The organism is Janthinobacterium lividum, assembly GCF_011601275.1.
Lineage (GTDB): Bacteria > Pseudomonadota > Gammaproteobacteria > Burkholderiales > Burkholderiaceae_D > Janthinobacterium > Janthinobacterium lividum_E.
Map to the genome: position 1 here is coordinate 224,173 of NZ_JAAOLY010000003.1, position 16,366 is coordinate 240,538.

12 protein-coding genes are annotated in these 16,366 nt (G+C 61.8%); 5 read left to right on the forward strand and 7 right to left on the reverse strand.

The window, feature by feature from the left end:
- The first annotated feature begins 206 nt into the window (after positions 1-206).
- Positions 207-755, forward strand: coding sequence for a thymidine kinase (locus tag GYK42_RS06315; RefSeq protein WP_086136657.1), 549 nt, complete (start codon positions 207-209; stop codon positions 753-755).
- Positions 756-769: 14 nt separating this feature from the next.
- On the opposite strand, the gene GYK42_RS06320 is transcribed toward GYK42_RS06315, so the two are convergent.
- On the reverse strand, positions 770-1,042 hold the full coding sequence (locus GYK42_RS06320) for a putative signal transducing protein (protein WP_166446778.1): 273 nt from the start codon (positions 1,040-1,042) through the stop codon (positions 770-772).
- Positions 1,043-1,090: 48 nt separating this feature from the next.
- Positions 1,091-3,061, reverse strand: coding sequence for a methyl-accepting chemotaxis protein (locus tag GYK42_RS06325; RefSeq protein WP_166446779.1), 1,971 nt, complete (start codon positions 3,059-3,061; stop codon positions 1,091-1,093).
- 522 nt (positions 3,062-3,583) lie between these two features.
- Here GYK42_RS06325 and GYK42_RS06330 point away from each other — a divergent pair.
- The gene (locus tag GYK42_RS06330; protein WP_166446780.1) at positions 3,584-5,854 is read left to right on the forward strand and encodes a carboxy terminal-processing peptidase; all 2,271 of its coding nucleotides are present in this window, start codon (positions 3,584-3,586) and stop codon (positions 5,852-5,854) included.
- Positions 5,855-6,014: 160 nt separating this feature from the next.
- On the opposite strand, the gene GYK42_RS06335 is transcribed toward GYK42_RS06330, so the two are convergent.
- Positions 6,015-6,941: a LysR family transcriptional regulator gene (locus GYK42_RS06335; RefSeq protein ID WP_166446781.1), complete on the reverse strand. Its 927-nt coding sequence runs from the start codon at positions 6,939-6,941 to the stop codon at positions 6,015-6,017.
- 119 nt (positions 6,942-7,060) lie between these two features.
- Between GYK42_RS06335 and GYK42_RS06340 the strand changes: the two genes are divergently transcribed.
- Positions 7,061-8,275: an MFS transporter gene (locus GYK42_RS06340; protein ID WP_166446782.1), complete on the forward strand. Its 1,215-nt coding sequence runs from the start codon at positions 7,061-7,063 to the stop codon at positions 8,273-8,275.
- Positions 8,276-8,433: 158 nt separating this feature from the next.
- Here GYK42_RS06340 and GYK42_RS06345 read toward each other — a convergent pair whose 3' ends face one another.
- Both GYK42_RS06345 and GYK42_RS06350 read right to left on the reverse strand, forming a co-directional pair.
- Entirely contained in the window at positions 8,434-9,486 is a 1,053-nt protein-coding gene (locus tag GYK42_RS06345; protein ID WP_166446783.1) for a hypothetical protein, read from the reverse strand.
- Positions 9,487-9,729: 243 nt separating this feature from the next.
- A complete protein-coding gene (locus GYK42_RS06350) occupies positions 9,730-10,413 on the reverse strand; it encodes a pentapeptide repeat-containing protein (protein ID WP_431190153.1) in 684 nt (227 codons plus the stop codon).
- A gap of 310 nt (positions 10,414-10,723) precedes the next feature.
- Here GYK42_RS06350 and alaC point away from each other — a divergent pair, with 310 nt between their 5' ends.
- The gene (gene alaC, locus GYK42_RS06355) at positions 10,724-11,941 is read left to right on the forward strand and encodes an alanine transaminase (protein ID WP_166446784.1); all 1,218 of its coding nucleotides are present in this window, start codon (positions 10,724-10,726) and stop codon (positions 11,939-11,941) included.
- 363 nt (positions 11,942-12,304) lie between these two features.
- Positions 12,305-13,108 (forward strand): alpha/beta fold hydrolase, encoded by an 804-nt coding sequence (locus GYK42_RS06360; RefSeq protein ID WP_166446785.1) that lies wholly within the window; start codon positions 12,305-12,307, stop codon positions 13,106-13,108.
- A 169-nt stretch (positions 13,109-13,277) separates the two neighbouring features.
- On the opposite strand, the gene glpK is transcribed toward GYK42_RS06360, so the two are convergent.
- Entirely contained in the window at positions 13,278-14,768 is a 1,491-nt protein-coding gene (gene glpK / locus GYK42_RS06365; RefSeq protein WP_166446786.1) for a glycerol kinase GlpK, read from the reverse strand.
- Positions 14,765-16,324: a glycerol-3-phosphate dehydrogenase gene (gene glpD / locus GYK42_RS06370; protein WP_166446787.1), complete on the reverse strand. Its 1,560-nt coding sequence runs from the start codon at positions 16,322-16,324 to the stop codon at positions 14,765-14,767. Before glpD ends, glpK begins: the two co-directional genes overlap by 4 nt.
- Between the last annotated feature and the right edge of the window lie 42 nt (positions 16,325-16,366).

A 16,366-nucleotide genomic window follows, 5' to 3' on the forward strand; every position in this document is an offset into this window, starting at 1 on the left:
GCGGCGAACGAATGTTTATATGCTTGCATATGCGCGCTTCGCATATCGGCGACAAGGTTCGCGATGCGAGTATGCGCCGTTTTTATCCCGCTTGCCGCGCCAATGGCGCGACTATTAAGCTGCCGCAAGTCCGCCATTGCGATTTATAATCACGCCTCGAAAAGATACTAAATAATATTGAAATTACTCAGACAGGGCAGGCGGCAGTGGCAAAACTTTATTTCCGGTATTCCGCGATGAACGCGGGCAAGTCGACGGCCTTGTTGCAGGTCGCGCACAACTATGAAGAGCAGGGCCAGCAGGTGCGCCTGTACACGGCCGCCATCGACAGCCGCTACGGCGTGGGACGTGTCACGTCGCGCCTGGGCCCGCAGCGCCAGGTCGATATCTTCCATGCCGACACGAATTTCCTCGACGATATTCCCCAGGTGGCCTGCCTGCTGGTGGACGAGGCGCAATTTCTCAGCACGGCCCAGGTGCAGCAACTGCACCAGCTGGCGCAAGTGAAGGGCGTGCCCGTCATCTGCTACGGCTTGCGCACGGATTTCAAGGGCGAACCGTTCCCCGGCTCGGCCTATCTGCTGGCGCTGGCCGACGATATCGAGGAATTGAAGAATATTTGTACTTGCGGCAAGAAGGCCACGATGAACATCCGCGTGGATGAGCAGGGCCGCCGCATCAAGGAAGGCGAGCAGATCAGTATAGGCGGCAATGAAGCCTACCGCCAGGCGTGCGGGCGCTGTTTTTACTCGTAATTTTTACTCGTAAATTAATCGGCGACGGGCGCGCCCACGTCGGCGTCATCCGATAGCGCCAGGTCGCCCCGCTCGAAGGCGGCCAGTATCTCATTGGCGCGCTTCACGTCGTGCTCGCGCACCATCACGCGGGCGCCGCCAATGGCGGCTGCCAGCAGCATGTCGGCCTGCATGTGCTGGTCGTCCGTCAGCAGCACGTCGATGCCGGCCGCCGCCAGGCAGCCGCGGATGACGTGCGCATCCGTGGGGATCATCAGCCGGGCAATCAAAACATAGTCGTCGTGCATCGCGTCTCCTGGCAAGGTGGTTTGCGCCATCTTAGCACCGGCCCCGCTTTACAGCTTGAACACGCTCACCACCTGGTTCAGCTCCTGCGCCTGCTCCTGCAGGGCGTCGGCGGCCGCGGCCGCTTCTTCCACGAGGGCCGCATTCTGCTGGGTCACCTGGTCCATCTGGGCGATGGCCTGGTTGACTTGCTCGATGCCGCTGCGCTGCTCTTCGCTGGCCTGGGCGATTTCGGCCATGATGGTGCTCACTTGCTGCACGCTGGCTACCACGGTGTCCATGGTGGCGCTGGCCTGGCTCACCTGTGCGTGGCCCAGGTCCACCGTGCTGGCGGACGCCTGGATCAGGTCCTTGATGTCTTTCGCCGCTGCCGTCGAGCGCTGCGCCAGGGTGCGCACCTCGGTGGCGACGACGGCAAAGCCGCGTCCCTGCTCACCGGCCCGGGCCGCTTCCACGGCCGCATTCAAGGCGAGGATATTCGTCTGGAAGGCGATACCGTCGATGACACCGATGATGTCGGCGATCTTGCTTGACGAGCTGCGGATGGCGTCCATGGTGCTGGCCACCTGCGCCACGGCCGCGCCGCCTGTCGCTGCCAGGCTGGACGAGTCGTGCGCCAGTCGGCTTGCCTGCTGCGCGTGATCGACGTTCTGGCGCACGGTGGAGCTCAGTTCCTCCATCGATGCGGCCGTTTCTTCCAGCGAACTGGCTTGCTGTTCCGTGCGGCTCGACAGATCCAGGTTGCCGCTGGCAATTTCACCGGACGCCGTGGCGATTTGCCCGGCGCTGCCGCGCACGTTCCCGACCACTTGCGACAGGTTGTCGCTGATGCGGTTCATGGCGCGCAGCAGGCGGCCGATTTCGTCCAGGCTTGTCGTATCGAGGTGCACCGTCAGGTCGCCGGCGGCGATTTGCGCGGCGGCCGTCTCGGCGGCGGCCAGCGGGCGCGACACGAGGGTGCGCACCAGCCAGTACAGCAGCAGGGCGAAGACGAGCAGGGCGATGAAGCCGGAAACGGCCAGCTGGTTGCGCAACTGGCGCGCTTCCGCCGTGATCTCGTCCGTGAACGTGCCGCCCGCGATGATCCATTGCCAATCCTTGAATTGACGGTAGTACAGCTGCTTTTCGCGCGCGCTGGCAGCCGTTTCACCGGGCGCCGTCCACGTGTAGCGCATGGCGCCGTCTTTTTGCGCCAGCATGTCCTGGATGAACAGGCGGCCGTCGCTGGCCTTGAACTCGAGCGCGCTCTTGCCTTCGCTGTTCGGGTGCAGCACCAGGTGGCCGTAGTTGGCGCCGGGGGCCGTGTCGACGATATAGATGTAGCCCGTCTGGCCGATCTTGACCTGGCGAATCTTCTCTTTCAGCATGGCCAGATTCTTGCTGATGTCGAGGCCGATGAACAGTACGCCCACCACCTTGCCGCCCGCATCGCGCACGGGATCGTATTGCGTAATGTATTGCTTGCCAAACAAGGTGGCCATGCCAACGAAGCGCTGGCCGGCGCGTAGCGGCGCATAGCTGGGGTGGTTATGGTCGAGCTGGGTGCCGATGGCGCGCTCGCCGTCCTGCTTTTTCAGCGAGGTGCTGATGCGCACGAATTCATCGCCATTGGCGGCAAAAATGGTGGCGATCACGCCCGTCTGGGCCGTGTAGCGATCGACCAGGGCTGTGTCGAGGTTAAGCACCTTGCCGCCGTTGGCCAGCGCCGGCGTGGCCTTGCCGGCGACGGCCACCATGGCGCCCGTGTCGACCGTGAACGGGCCGGGAAATTCGGCCGCGAACAGGCGCGCGAAGCTGGCCGCCTCGTTGACCATGGCTGTATGGAACACTTGCGTGGTCGTCATGACGCTATTGAGTTCGCTGGTGACGGCTGCTTCGGCGCGCTGTTCCAGTGCAGTCGAGGTACGGATGCTGATCAAGGTTGTCAGGCTGGCGAGGATCAGGCTGACGAGGGCAAACGTGAACACGGTAATCTTGCCGCCGACACTCCAGTGGCGGGGGGAGAACGAAATTGTAGGCATAGTTTGAGTCTGGCAAAGGGTAATCACCTCGGCCATTCCTGGTCATGACATGACACGCGGGGAGGGGATCTGGTGGGGAGACTGCTGAAACGGAGGTGCGCCGGCTGCGGGAGCCGCGCACGGGCAAGCTGGATTTCAGGGGGCGATGATAGCATGTTGCTTGTCTTTTGTTACTAAGTGTTTCCCGCAGGAATTAATATTTCGCGTAAAAACATCATCCATATCAAGGATTGCAAAGGCGACTCATTGACTTTTTTGATTTCAATGATGTGTTTTGGTACTCATCGCTGAAAGGCGATGCAATTTTTGTCACGAATGTTTCACTTTGTAATGAATGATGCGCCGTCCTTAATCCGCGTTTAAGCTTCCGGGAAGAAACTGATATTCCTTGGGAGACTGCCAGGCCGTATCCTGTAGAATAACTGCAGACCAGTCGTGTATTCCCCTTACTGCCTTGCCGGCAGGCGCATGAAGATCGATCTGCGCCGCCTGGAGTGATTCAACTAATTTTCGGAGAAGCCGATGAAGAAGCAAATGATGCTGGTCACCCTGGTGCTTGCCCTGTCAGCCAACGCTGGCGCAGCCCAGACGGACAAGAGCGCCGCTCCTCCGCCCCCCATGAAGCCGCTGGCCCAGCAAACGCAGGCCGCCTTGTGGGCATCGCGCGTATTGACGCGCGTCCATTACAAGGCCATGCCGCTCGACGACGCCATGTCGGAGAAAATCTTCGACCGCTATTTCAAGTCCCTGGACGCGGAAAAACTGTTTTTCGTGCAGGCCGACATCGACCGTTTCGCCCCGCTGCGCACCAAGCTCGACGACGCCATCATCAATGAAGACCTGACGTCGCCGTTTGCCATCTATAACTTGTACCAGCAGCGTTTCGACGAGCGCATGGCGTATGCCCGTGAATTGTTGAAAACCAAGTTCGACTTTGCCGCCGACGAGAGCTACCAGATCGACCGCGAAAAGGCCGCCTGGCCGAAGAATGACGAGGAAGTGCGCGACCTGTGGCGCAAGCGCGTCAAGAACGACTGGCTGCGCCTGAAACTGGCGGGCAAGGAAGACAAGGCCATCCGCGAGACCCTGGACAAGCGCTACGAAAGCTACACGACCCGTGCACGCAAGCTCAACAGCGAAGACGTGTTCCAGATTTTCATGAACGCCTACGCCATGTCGATCGAACCGCACACCAATTACCTGGGCCCGCGCGCTTCCGATAACTTCGACATCGCCATGCGCTTGTCACTCGAAGGCATCGGCGCCGTGCTGCAGACGCGCGACGAATACACGGTCGTGCGCGAAGTCGTGCCGGGCAGCCCGGCCGGCCTGTCGGGCAAGCTGAAAGTGGGCGATCGCATCGTCGGCGTGGGGCAGGGCGAAAGCGGCCCCATCACCGAAGTGCTGGGCATGCGCATCGACGACGTGGTCCAATTGATCCGCGGCGCCAAGGATTCCGTCGTGCGCCTCGACATCTTGCCGGCCGATGCCGGCCCGGACGCCAAGCACGTGGTCTTGCCGCTGGTGCGCAAGAAAATCAGCATGGAAGAGCAGGCGGCGAAGAAATCGATCATCGAAGTGCGCGACAACGGCGTCAAGCGCCGCATCGGCGTCATTTCCCTGCCGACGTTCTACCAGGACTTCGAAGCGCGCCGCCGTGGCGACAAGGATTTCAAGAGCGCCACGCGCGACGTCAGCCGTTTGCTGGCCGAGTTGAAGAAGGACAAGGTCGACAACGTCCTGATCGACTTGCGCAATAACGGCGGCGGTTCGCTGAACGAAGCCGTCGAACTGACGGGCCTGTTCATCGACAAGGGCCCGGTCGTGATGCAGCGCAATGCCGAAGGCAAGGTTGACGTGGAAAGCGATACCAATACGGGCCTGGCCTGGGATGGTCCGATGGGCGTGCTGATCAACCGCGGTTCCGCATCGGCTTCCGAAATTTTCGCCGCCGCCGTGCAGGATTACGGCCGTGGCGTCATCATCGGCGAAGGCAGCTTCGGCAAGGGTACCGTACAAACCTTGTTCAACCTCGACCGTTTCGGGGGCAGCGAGAAAGCCCGCTTCGGCGAGCTGAAAATGACCATCGCCCAGTTCTTCCGCATCAATGGCGGCACCACGCAGTTGCGAGGCGTCACCCCCGACATCAAGCTGCCAGCCATGTCGGACACGGAAAACTTCGGCGAATCGAGCTATGACAATGCCCTGCCATGGGTGGCTATCAAGCCGGCGCCGTATATGCCGACGGGCGACCTGAAGGATATCGTGCCGCTGCTGGACAAGAAGCATGAAGCGCGCGTGGCCAAGGACAAGGACTTCCAGTACTTGCTCGATGACATCGCTCTCGTCGTCAAGCAGCGCAAGGAAAACCAGATTTCGCTCAATGAAACCGTGCGCCGCAAGGAGCGCGATGCCCAGGAAGCGCGCGCCAAGGCCCGTGAAAAACGCCTGATCGCGCAGATTTCGAATCCTGCCGACGACCTGGTGGTGATTCCGGATCCGAAGGACGTGCTGAAGGGCGCGAAAGCGGCCAGCAAGACGGCCAAGCAGATCGCCGCCGTGAAGGGCGCCTTGCGCACCGATGACGGCTTGCAGGGCGACGAACGGGCCCTGAGCGCCGAGCTGGACGCCGAAACGGCGGCCAAGAGCGCCAAGGACGTGCTGCTGAACGAAGCGGCGCGCATCCTGGCCGACGAGGTGGCGCTGATCAAGGCCGATACCCGCCTGGCATCCAAGGTATTGCCGTATGCGGCGGATGTGAAGGCGACGCCGGTGGCGGCGACAGCGAAGTAAGGAACGTGGAGTAAGGGGAGGGTTATCTGTTTCGTGTATTTCTATCATTCCAACAATCAATTGGATTGATATGCCGCGATGCAGCATAATTCATTCGTCTCCTCTATTCTCCTCCAAGAAAATAGATTCAGCCCGCTCCTGTAGCGGGCTTTTTTTTGCCTCAGATCTTGGGCGTAGGCAGTTGCACGTCGGGGTGGGCCGCCAGCAAGGCCGTGATCCAGCCGGCAAACGCCTGCAGCTTGGGCGTGGCCAGCCGGCCTTGCGGCGTCAGCAGCGACATCGGCATGGGCGTCGGCGGACAGTCGGGCAGCACGGCCACCAGCGCGCCGCTGTCGAGGTGCGCGCGCACTTGGTAAACGGCCGCCTGCGCCACACCGAGCCCTTGCAGTGCGCAATCAACGCTGGCGTCCGCGTCGTTGACGGCGATGGGCCCGGCCATCTGCACGCGTACGACTTCCTTGCCTTGTTGGAAATCCCAGTCGAAGGCGCGTCCCGTGCGGCCCGAGTAATGCATGATGCCCCGGTGCACTGCCAGATCGGCCAGGGTGTGCGGCGTGCCATGTTGCGCCAGGTAGGCGGGCGAGGCGCACGTGACGAAACGCATCAGGCCGATCTGCTTGCCGATGAAGGCGGAATCTTGCAAGGTGCCCACGCGCAAGGCGCAATCGATGCCTTCCTGTGTCAGGTCGACCAGGCGGTCCGTCAGGCTCAGCTGCAGTTGCACGTCCGGCCAGGCGGCGTGGAATTGCGCGATATGGGGAATGATCAGGCGCCGGCCCACGGTATTGGGCAGGTTGATGCGCAGCAAGCCGCGCGGTTTTTTCGCGTCGGGGCCACGAAACGCCAGTTCCGCCGTATCGACGGCTTTCAGGATATCGATGCAGTGGCGAAAGTATTCGGCCCCTTCCGGCGTCAGCGACAGGCGGCGCGTGGTTCGCTGCAGCAATTGCGTGCCCAGATAGGCTTCCAGCTTTTGCAGAGTGGCCGTCAACGCGGCGCGCGGCAAATTCAATGTTTCGGCCGCCTTGGAAAAACTGTTGGCCTCGACGATGCGCACGAAGGTTTGCATGGCCTTGATCTTGTCCATGGGAGAGCTTCCGTTTAATTGTTCATCTTATGTGAAAAGTATAAGCGGATTATGCCCTAATTATCTTTTCCTCAGCTTTGCCTAGAATGGCAACATCCCTATCGAACCGAGGAAACAACATGAACAAGGCCTCACCGTCTGCTCCCCACGACATTTCGCCCGCCATGGTGCTGCTGCTGGCCATCGCTTCCGGCCTGATCGTGGCCAATCTGTATTATGCGCAAACCCTCGTCGGCCCCATCAGCGCCTCGACGGGCCTGTCGGCCAAGGCGGCCGGGCTGATCGTCACGCTGACGCAAGTCGGCTATACCCTGGGCCTGCTGTTTGTCGTACCCCTGGGCGACTTGCTGGAAAACCGCCGCCTGATCGTCACTGCCTTGCTGGTGACGGCCACGGCCCTCGTGGCGGCGGCCTTCTCCACGGGCGCCATCGTGTTCCTGGCCGCCGCGCTGGCCATCGGCCTCGGATCCGTGGCGGCGCAGGTGATCGTGCCGTTTGCCGCCCACCTGTCGCAGGAAGCGACGCGGGGCCAGACGGTGGGCAAGGTGGTCAGCGGCTTGTTGCTGGGCATCATGCTGGCCCGTCCCGTGGCCTCGCTGGTGGCCGCGCACGCCAGCTGGCACGTGGTGTTCGGCGGCGCGGCCGTGCTGATGGTGCTGCTGGCACTGGTGCTGCGCCGCGCCTTGCCCGTGCGCCAGCCCGTGTCGAGCATGAAATATCCGGCCCTGATGGCCTCGCTGTGGCATTTGCTGCTGGGTACGCCAGTGCTGCGCCGCCGCGCCGCCTATCATGCCGGCCTGTTTGGCGCCTTCAGCCTGTTCTGGACCGTCACGCCGCTGGTGCTGTCCAGCCCCGCGTTCGGCCTGTCGCAAACGGGCATCGCCATCTTCGCCCTGGTGGGCATGGCCGGCGCCGTCGCCTCGCCCGTCGCGGGCCGCCTGGCCGACGCAGGCCACACCTTGCCGGCCACGGCCGTTGCCCTTGCGCTGGGCATCGCGGCCTTTGCCTTGCCGATGTTTGCGCCGGAATCGAAACACGTGGCGCTGGGCTTGCTGGTGGTCGCTTCCATCGTGCTCGACATGGGTGTTGCCGCCAATCTGGTGCTGGGCCAGCGCGCCATCTTCAGCCTGGGCGCGGAAGTGCGGGGCCGCCTGAATGGCCTGTATTTCGCGCTGTTCTTCGCCGGTGGCGCGGCCGGCTCGGCCATCGGCGCCTGGGTGTATGCCAGCTACGGCTGGCAAGCGACCTTGCTGACCGGCATGGCGTTTCCAGGCCTGGCCCTGCTGGTGTGGATGGGAGAATTTTTACCGCAGGCCACGCGCCGCACGGCTTGAAACCCTGATGGCGCCTCATTATCACTGCTGAGTATTTCTATCATCATGAAGATAAAGTGGCGTGATATGCCGCAATGCCGCAAGATGCACTTGTCTCCTCTATCTCCTCCAAGGAAATAGATTCAGCCCGCTTCCATAGCGGGCTTTTTTTTGCGTGTTTACTTGTGCGGCATGCGATCAGCATCGCAAAAGCCATAGCCCTGGGAATTGCCACACCAGCCAGCTTCCTTGCGCGGTTCCGATAGCGGGTTGCAATGGACGGTGCGGAAATTTGTCGGCAGATAGCTTTTTAATATGGCATCAGAGATATTTCGAGGGGAAATTTTTTCGCCTTGCGGGGGCGGCGGAAAAGTCGCTGCAATCGCGCGATCCGCTACATTGTCAATGAAGAGGACAGTTTCACCCTCCTGCACCTGGCACATATGGTTCGTTGTGAAGTCATAGCGTTCCGCGGCCTTGATCATGAACAGTGGCCCCTTGTTTGAAATGCCCTGGATCATGGCCTGGGCCGCCGAATAACTTCCGATAAAGCCAGCAATGGAGATTGCAAAGAGGAAGTAAGTGGTTTTTTTATTGGCCTTGAAATCGAAAATAAACAAGAACAACAGGAAAATGACCTCGAAAATGATTGCCAGAATAGCATAGGCAAAGGCGCTGAACGAGAAGGCAAATATCAGGGTGGCGAGGCCAAATGAAAAGGGCAGGTAGGACGGCGGAAAAGGAAAATTGGCCGCAAAAAAATCGACAGCGCTCAGGCGCGAAAAAATCACGCAGGCAGACACCGCCAGGGAAACCGCCACTTTTGCCAGCAGGCTTGCAAAAACGGAATTCAGCGAAAATAGTACCCATGCAATGCCTGACACCCCAACGACGAGAATGCCTGTCAGCGCCACCTGTTCGAGGATGTAATTTACATAATCATCTGTTTCCTGGATATGTAGGTGCGAGATCAGGAGGATCAGGCCGCCTATCGTGGCAATGGAAAAAATAACAAGTGAAATAATGGTCTTGGGATCGTTATATCTTTCGATCAGTGCAGGGATGATTTTTTCGGTGTCGGGAGATATCTTGATGATAAATCTTTTGATGCTTTCCTTGTTTTCACGCAGCGCCATATAACTGAAGATTACTCCCGCTGGCGGAATGGTGATGCATGTCAGGATGCACAGCAGTATGAATAAGATTATTTTTATTATCTTCATCATTGTCATGGGGCAGTATCGTAGGCCGATGTTTAAATGGAAACCTGCGTGCGGAATATAGCACGCATTATTTGGCATGGACTGTGGTGAATCGCGTGGCGTGAAACATTGAGTGGGCCTGAAAAACCACTGGCGAGCGACGCAGAGTGGGCGATGGACATGGAACAAGCAATGCCACCACCCCAGAACCCTTGGCTGCGGCAACCCGTGTTTACCGCAAGCTTGCTGTTAAGAACGGGCGTGGGGCAAGGCTTACATCACCACCAGGTCGAGCGCGCGCATGAAGTTGGCCGCCTGCGCATGCGTGATGACAGCGCCTTTCAGCAGTGCAGCTTCGCTCAGTTTGAAACCGTCGATATCGGCGCCGCGCAGGTCCGCGCCCTGGAACTTCGCCAGTTTGATCGTGGCGTTGCGCAAGCTGCCGCCTTCGAAAACGGCGTCGCGGAAGTCGCAGCCGGCCAGGTAGGCGTCGGAAAAATCCAGCTGTTTTAATATCGCCTTACGGAACGAGAATCCCCGCAGGTCGGCGCCCACCAGCAGGCTCTCTTCGAAAGTCAAGCCCAGGTGCGCCGCTTCCTCGAAGGACGCGCCCGTCAGCTTGCAGCCGCGATAGGTGGCCGAGGCCAGCTTGGCGCGCCGCCATTTCGTGTTGTTCAGGTCGCAGCCTTCGAAGCAGGCGTCGACGGCGTCGACGGATTCGAAATCGGCGCTGCCGGCGCGGCAGCGGCGCCAGGTGCTGCGCGCCAGTTTGCTGGCGAACAAGTTGGTGTCGGCAAAGGTGCAGCGTTCGAAAGTGCAGCCTTGCAAATCGAGGCGCGACAAGTCTTCGCCGTCGAAGGCGCAATCGATGAAATGGCGTACCGGCAAGGCCAGTTGCTGTTCCATGCCGGCGCGGTCCAGGGTCATGCCAGTTACTGCGGTGTCGTGTGTTGCCATCCGTCTAATTCCTAAAGTAAAAAAACAAGGGAGGGATGGCGCGGCGGGAAAATGCACGAACCAGAACACCTCCCCGGCTGGTGTAACAGTCAGAGATCAGCGCCGTGGGTCCGCGTGGGCGGGAGCATGCCGGACTGTGCCGGGCACTTACCGGGTTACCAACCGGTGCGCTCATTTTCGATCAGCCTGCATTGTAACGGCTTGACTACACTCTTGCCAGTTCTTGCGAAGCCGGGTTAGTATCGTTGCAGGCGCACTCATTGTGCCAACGTCGCTCGGACGGATCCGGGCGCTTACGTATAGAGATATCATGACCGACAGCCAAGCTCCGCGCAGCTTTTCGCGCATCAATCGCCTTCCCCCCTACGTTTTCAATATCACCGCCGAGCTCAAGATGGCCGCGCGCCGCCGTGGCGAGGACATCATCGACATGTCGATGGGCAATCCCGATGGCGCCACGCCGGCCCACATCGTGGACAAGCTGGTCGAAACGGTGAAACGCCCCGACACGCACGGCTATTCCGCGTCAAAAGGCATCCCCCGCTTGCGCCGCGCCATTGCGCACTGGTACAAGAAGCGCTACGAGGTCGACATCGACCCGGACAGCGAAGCCATCGTCACCATCGGCTCCAAGGAGGGCCTGGCCCATTTGATGCTGGCGACCCTGGACCGTGGCGACACGGTGCTGGTGCCGAATCCCAGCTACCCGATCCACATCTGGGGCGCCGTGATCGCCGGCGCCGATATCCGTTCCGTGCGCATGGGCCCGGGCGTGGATTTCTTTGCCGAACTGGAACGGGCGATCCGCGAAAGCTACCCGAAACCAAAGATGATGGTGCTGGGTTTCCCGTCCAACCCGACGGCGCAATGCGTGGAGCTGGAATTTTTTGAACGGGTCGTCGCGCTGGCGAAACAGCACAATATTCTGGTGGTGCATGACCTGGCGTATGCCGACATCACCTTCGATGGCTGGAAAGCGCCGTCCATCATGCAGGTGCCCGGTGCGCGCGACGTGGCCGTCGAGTTTTTTACCATGTCAAAAAGCTACAACATGGCGGGCTGGCGCATCGGCTTCATGGTGGGCAATGCGGAACTGGTGGCGGCCCTGGCGCGCATCAAGAGTTATCACGACTACGGCAGTTTTACGCCCGTGCAAGTGGCGGCCATCGCCGCGCTGGAAGGCGACCAAAGCTGCGTGACGGACATCTGCGCCCAATACCAGCGCCGCCGCGACGTGCTGGTCAAAGGCTTGCATGAGGCGGGCTGGATGGTGGAAAAACCGAAGGCGTCGATGTATATCTGGGCGCACATACCGGAAGCGTATCGCCACCTGGGCTCGCTGGAATTTTCCAAGCTGCTGCTGCAAAAAGCCAAGGTCAGCGTGTCGCCCGGCATCGGTTTCGGCGAGTATGGCGACGAGTATGTGCGCTTCGCCCTGATCGAAAACGAGGCTCGCGTGCGGCAGGCGCTGCGGGGCATCAAGAATATGTTGCGTTCCGGCGACGGGAAAACGGAAGCGGCGGCATAAAAATTGCTGCATGGAATGCTTTGTTGCCCTTAATATCACTGCTGCGTATTTCTGACATCACGAATATAAAGTGGTTTTATATGCTGCAACGCGGCATCATGCATCTGTCTCCTCTATCTTCCTCCAAGGAAATAGATTCAGCCCGCTCCCGCAGCGGGCTTTTTTTTGCGCGTCAGCATCGCCGCTGTCTGCCGCCGGCAACACCAGCGGCCCGCCGCCAGATCATAGGGTCAGGCCTTGCCCCTGCAAGAAGATCAGGTCGCCGCCAAAGCTGCAAAAATGACATTGTTGAGTGCTAGTATTTCGACTCGCCTGCCGATGCGGGCAGCTTGTCACCACTCTCCAATAATATCGGGAATCATCATGACCTCATTCATCAAGCCATTGTCCATTGCCGCCGTCGTGGGCACTTTGTTCGCCAGCGTCGTTCCTGCCAGCCCGGCTTCGGCGGCGGGCGACGCCAAGCCCACCATCGTCCTGGTCCATGGCGCGTTTGCCGATGCATCGAGCTGGGACGGCGTCGCCGCCATCCTGGCAAAAGACGGCTACACCGTCATCGGCGCGGCCAATCATCTGCGCAGCGTCAAGAGTGACGCCGATTCCGTGGCCCGTGTCGTCAACAGCGTGCCTGGCTCCGTCGTGCTGGTGGGGCACTCCTACGGCGGTTCGGTGATCAGCGCCGCTGCCCAGGCAGGCGGCAACGTCAAGGCGCTGGTTTATGTTGCGGCTTTTGCTCCCGATGCCGGCGAGACGACCGCTGGCCTGTCTGGCAAATATCCGGGCGGCACCTTGGGCACGGCCTTGGCCAAGCCCGTACCGCTGGCCGATGGCAGTAACGATCTGTATATCGAGCAGACCAAGTTCCACGACCAGTTCGCCGCCGATTTGCCGGCGGCCAAGGCGCGCCTGATGGCGGTCGGCCAGCGTCCGATCACGGATGCGGCGCTGAACGAATCCTCGCCTGCGCCGGCCTGGAAGGGTATCCCGTCCTGGTTTGTCTACGGCAAGGCAGACAAGAATATTCCCGCAGAAGCGCTGGCCTTCATGGCCAAGCGTGCCAATGCGAAGAAAACCGTCGTGATCGACGGCGCCTCGCACGTGGTGATGAGCTCGCACCCAGCGGAAGTGGCCAAGCTGATCGAGGAAGCGGCTGGCAGCGTCAAGTAATCAACCAGGGCATCACGCCAAGATATTGATGGGGCTTATCTTGCTCATCACAACACTTGATTGGCGTGATATGCCGCAGTGCGTCAAGATGCATCTGTCTCCTCTACTTCCTCACAGGAATTAGATTCAGCCCGCTCTTTGCAGCGGGCTTTTTTTGCCCCGACGTTTGTCAGTGCTCCCCATTCCCCGTAAACCGCCGCACCGCCATCTCCCACTGCTGCATCAGGCTGGCTGCCTGGTCGCGCCCGATGGTGGGCAAGAACGTCCTGTCGGCGCGCCAGTGCGACGCCAGCTCGTCGGTGCCTTGATACAGGCCGATGGCCAGGCCCGCCAGATAGGCGGCGCCCAGCGCCGTCGTTTCGATCACTTGCGGGCGCACGACAGGGATGCCCAGCAGGTCTGCCTGGAATTGCAGCAGCAGGTTGTTGGCGCAGGCGCCGCCGTCCACGCGCAGTTGCGTGATGGGCGCTTGCGCGTCACGCGTCATGGCGCCCAGCAGGGCGGCGCTCTGGAAGGCGATCGCTTCGAGCGCCGCGCGGGCGATGTGGCCCACCGTGCTACCGCGCGAGAGGCCCAGGATGGCGCCCTTGGCCGACGGCACCCAGTAGGGCGCGCCCAGGCCCGTAAACGAAGGCACGAAGACCACGCCGCCCGAATCGGGCACGGAGGCGGCCAGGCCTTCCGCTTCGCCCGCATGGCCGATGGCGCCGAGGCCGTCGCGCAGCCATTGCACCACGGCGCCGCCGATGAAGACGCTGCCTTCGAGTGCATACGTGGGTTGCACGCCCACCTGGCAGGCGGCAGTGCTGATCAGGCCATGCTGCGATTGCGCGCACTGTTCGCCCGTGTTGAGCAGCAAGAAGCAGCCCGTGCCATAGGTATTCTTGGCCATGCCCGGCTTGAAGCAGGTCTGGCCGAACAGCGCCGCCTGCTGGTCGCCGGCGATGCCGCCGATGATGACGGGGCTGCCCAGTACGTCCGCATCCGTTTCGCCGTACACGTGGCTCGACGGGTGGACGGATGGCAGCAGGCTGGCGGGGATGCCCAGCCAGTCGAGCAGCTGCGCATCCCAGCAGCCTTCATGCAGGTTCCACAGCATGGTGCGCGAAGCATTGGTGACGTCGCTCACGTGCAGGCGGCCGCCCGTCATTTTCCACGCCAGCCACGTATCGATGGTGCCGAAGGCCAGTTCGCCGCGCATGGCCCGCGCGCGGACGCCGGGTACGGCGTCGAGTATCCAGCGCAGCTTGGTGCCGGAAAAATACGGGTCCAGCACCAGGCCCGTTTTTGCGTGGATGGCGCCGGCCAGGCCGCGCGCGCGCAAATCCTCGCACAACGCTTCCGTGCGGCGGTCTTGCCAGACGATGGCGTTGTAGACGGGTTCGCCCGTGGCGCGGTCCCATACCACCGTGGTTTCGCGCTGGTTGGTGATGCCCAGCGCGCCGAGCGCATCGGCCTGCAAGCCCGCCTTGGCCAGCACTTCGCGGCAAGTCTCGACCTGGCTGTGCCAGATTTCCATGGGGTCGTGCTCGATCCAGCCCGGCTGGGGGAAGAGCTGGCGAAACTCGCGCTGCGCCACGGCGACGATGGCGCCTGATTCATCGAACACCATGCTGCGCGAACTGGAGGTGCCCTGGTCGAGGGCCAGCAAATACGTCATACCGCCACCTCTTGCGCCAGATGGGCCGCCAGCCACTGCCGTACGCGTTCCACGTCGGCCGGCGCGCAGCGCAGGCCCAGCTTGCTGCGCCGCCACAGGATGTCGTCGCTGCTCCTGGCCCATTCCACCTCGATCAGATAGCAAGCTTCGGCCTCGTACAGGCCAGGCGCCAGCTGCACACCCAGGTCGGCCATCGAGGTGGCGCCGGTCAGCAGGCGCGTGGCGCGGCTGCCGTAGGCGCGCGCATAGCGGCGCGCCAGCGCGGGCGGCAGCCAGGCGTGGTCGCGCAGGAAGCGGGCGAGAAAGCCGTCGAAATCATGGCTGTCCACGAGTCGGTTCGGCTGCTGCAGGTCGCCGCCGGGCAGGGGCGCCTCGGCCGTCCACGCCGCGGCGGTATTGTCCAGCAGGGGCGCCAGCAAGCCCAATGCTTCCTCGGCCAGCTTGCGGTAGGTGGTGATCTTGCCGCCCCAGATATTGAGCAGCGGTGCACCCGTCGCCGTGTCGCCGCGCGCCACTTCCAGCAGATAGTCGCGCGTGACGGCCGACGCGTTCTGCGCGCTGTCGTCGAGCAGCGGGCGCACGCCCGAATACGTCCACACGACGTCGGCGGGAGAAATCTCGCGCTTGAAATAGCGGTTCGCGGCCTGGCACAGGTAGTCGATCTCCGCCGGGCTGATCTTCACTTGCGCCACCTCGCCCTTGTACTCCTCGTCCGTCGTGCCGATCAGGGTAAAGTCGTCCTGGTAGGGGATGGCGAAGATGATGCGCTGGTCCGGATTCTGGAAGATGTAGGCGTTTGGATGATCGAACAGGCGCGGCACGATGATGTGGCTGCCCTTGATCAGCCGCAGCCCCTGCGTCTTGCCGCCGCCGGCCGCGCCGGCGAATTGCGCCGTCCACGGTCCCGCCGCGTTGACGATGGCGCGTGCGCGCAGCGTCTTGCGCTGGCCATCCTCGGCTTGCAGGGTGGCTTGCCAGGCGCCGCCATCGCGGCGCGCATCGACGCAGGCCGTGCGCGTGAGGATGTGCGCGCCGTGTTCCTGCGCGTTGAGCGCATTGAGCACCACCAGGCGCGCATCGTCGACCCAGCCGTCGGAATACATGAAGCCCTTCCTGTAGCCGGCCTTCAGCGGGGCGCCTGCCGCATGGCGGTCCAGCGCGATGCATTGCGAGGCGGGCAAAAAGGCGCGCTTGGCCAGGTGGTCGTACAGGAACAGGCCGGCGCGTATCATCCAGGCCGGGCGCTGGGCCGCGTCGTGCGGCATGACGAAGCGCATCGGCCACATGATGTGGGGCGCGGCGCGCAGCAGCACTTCGCGTTCCTGCAGCGCCTTGCGCACCAGCTTGAATTCATAGTATTCGAGGTAGCGCAGGCCGCCGTGTATCAGCTTGGTGGACGCGGACGAAGTGTGCTGCGCCAGGTCGTGCTGTTCGCACAGCACCACGCGCAAGCCGCGGCCGGCCGCGTCGCGCGCGATGCCGGCGCCATTGATGCCGCCGCCGACGACCAGCAGGTCGCAGTCGGCGGGCAGGGAGGAAAAGCGGGAAGCGGACATGGAAGGTTCGTCTTGTAAAAGTAAAAAAGCTAAAAAAGGCGC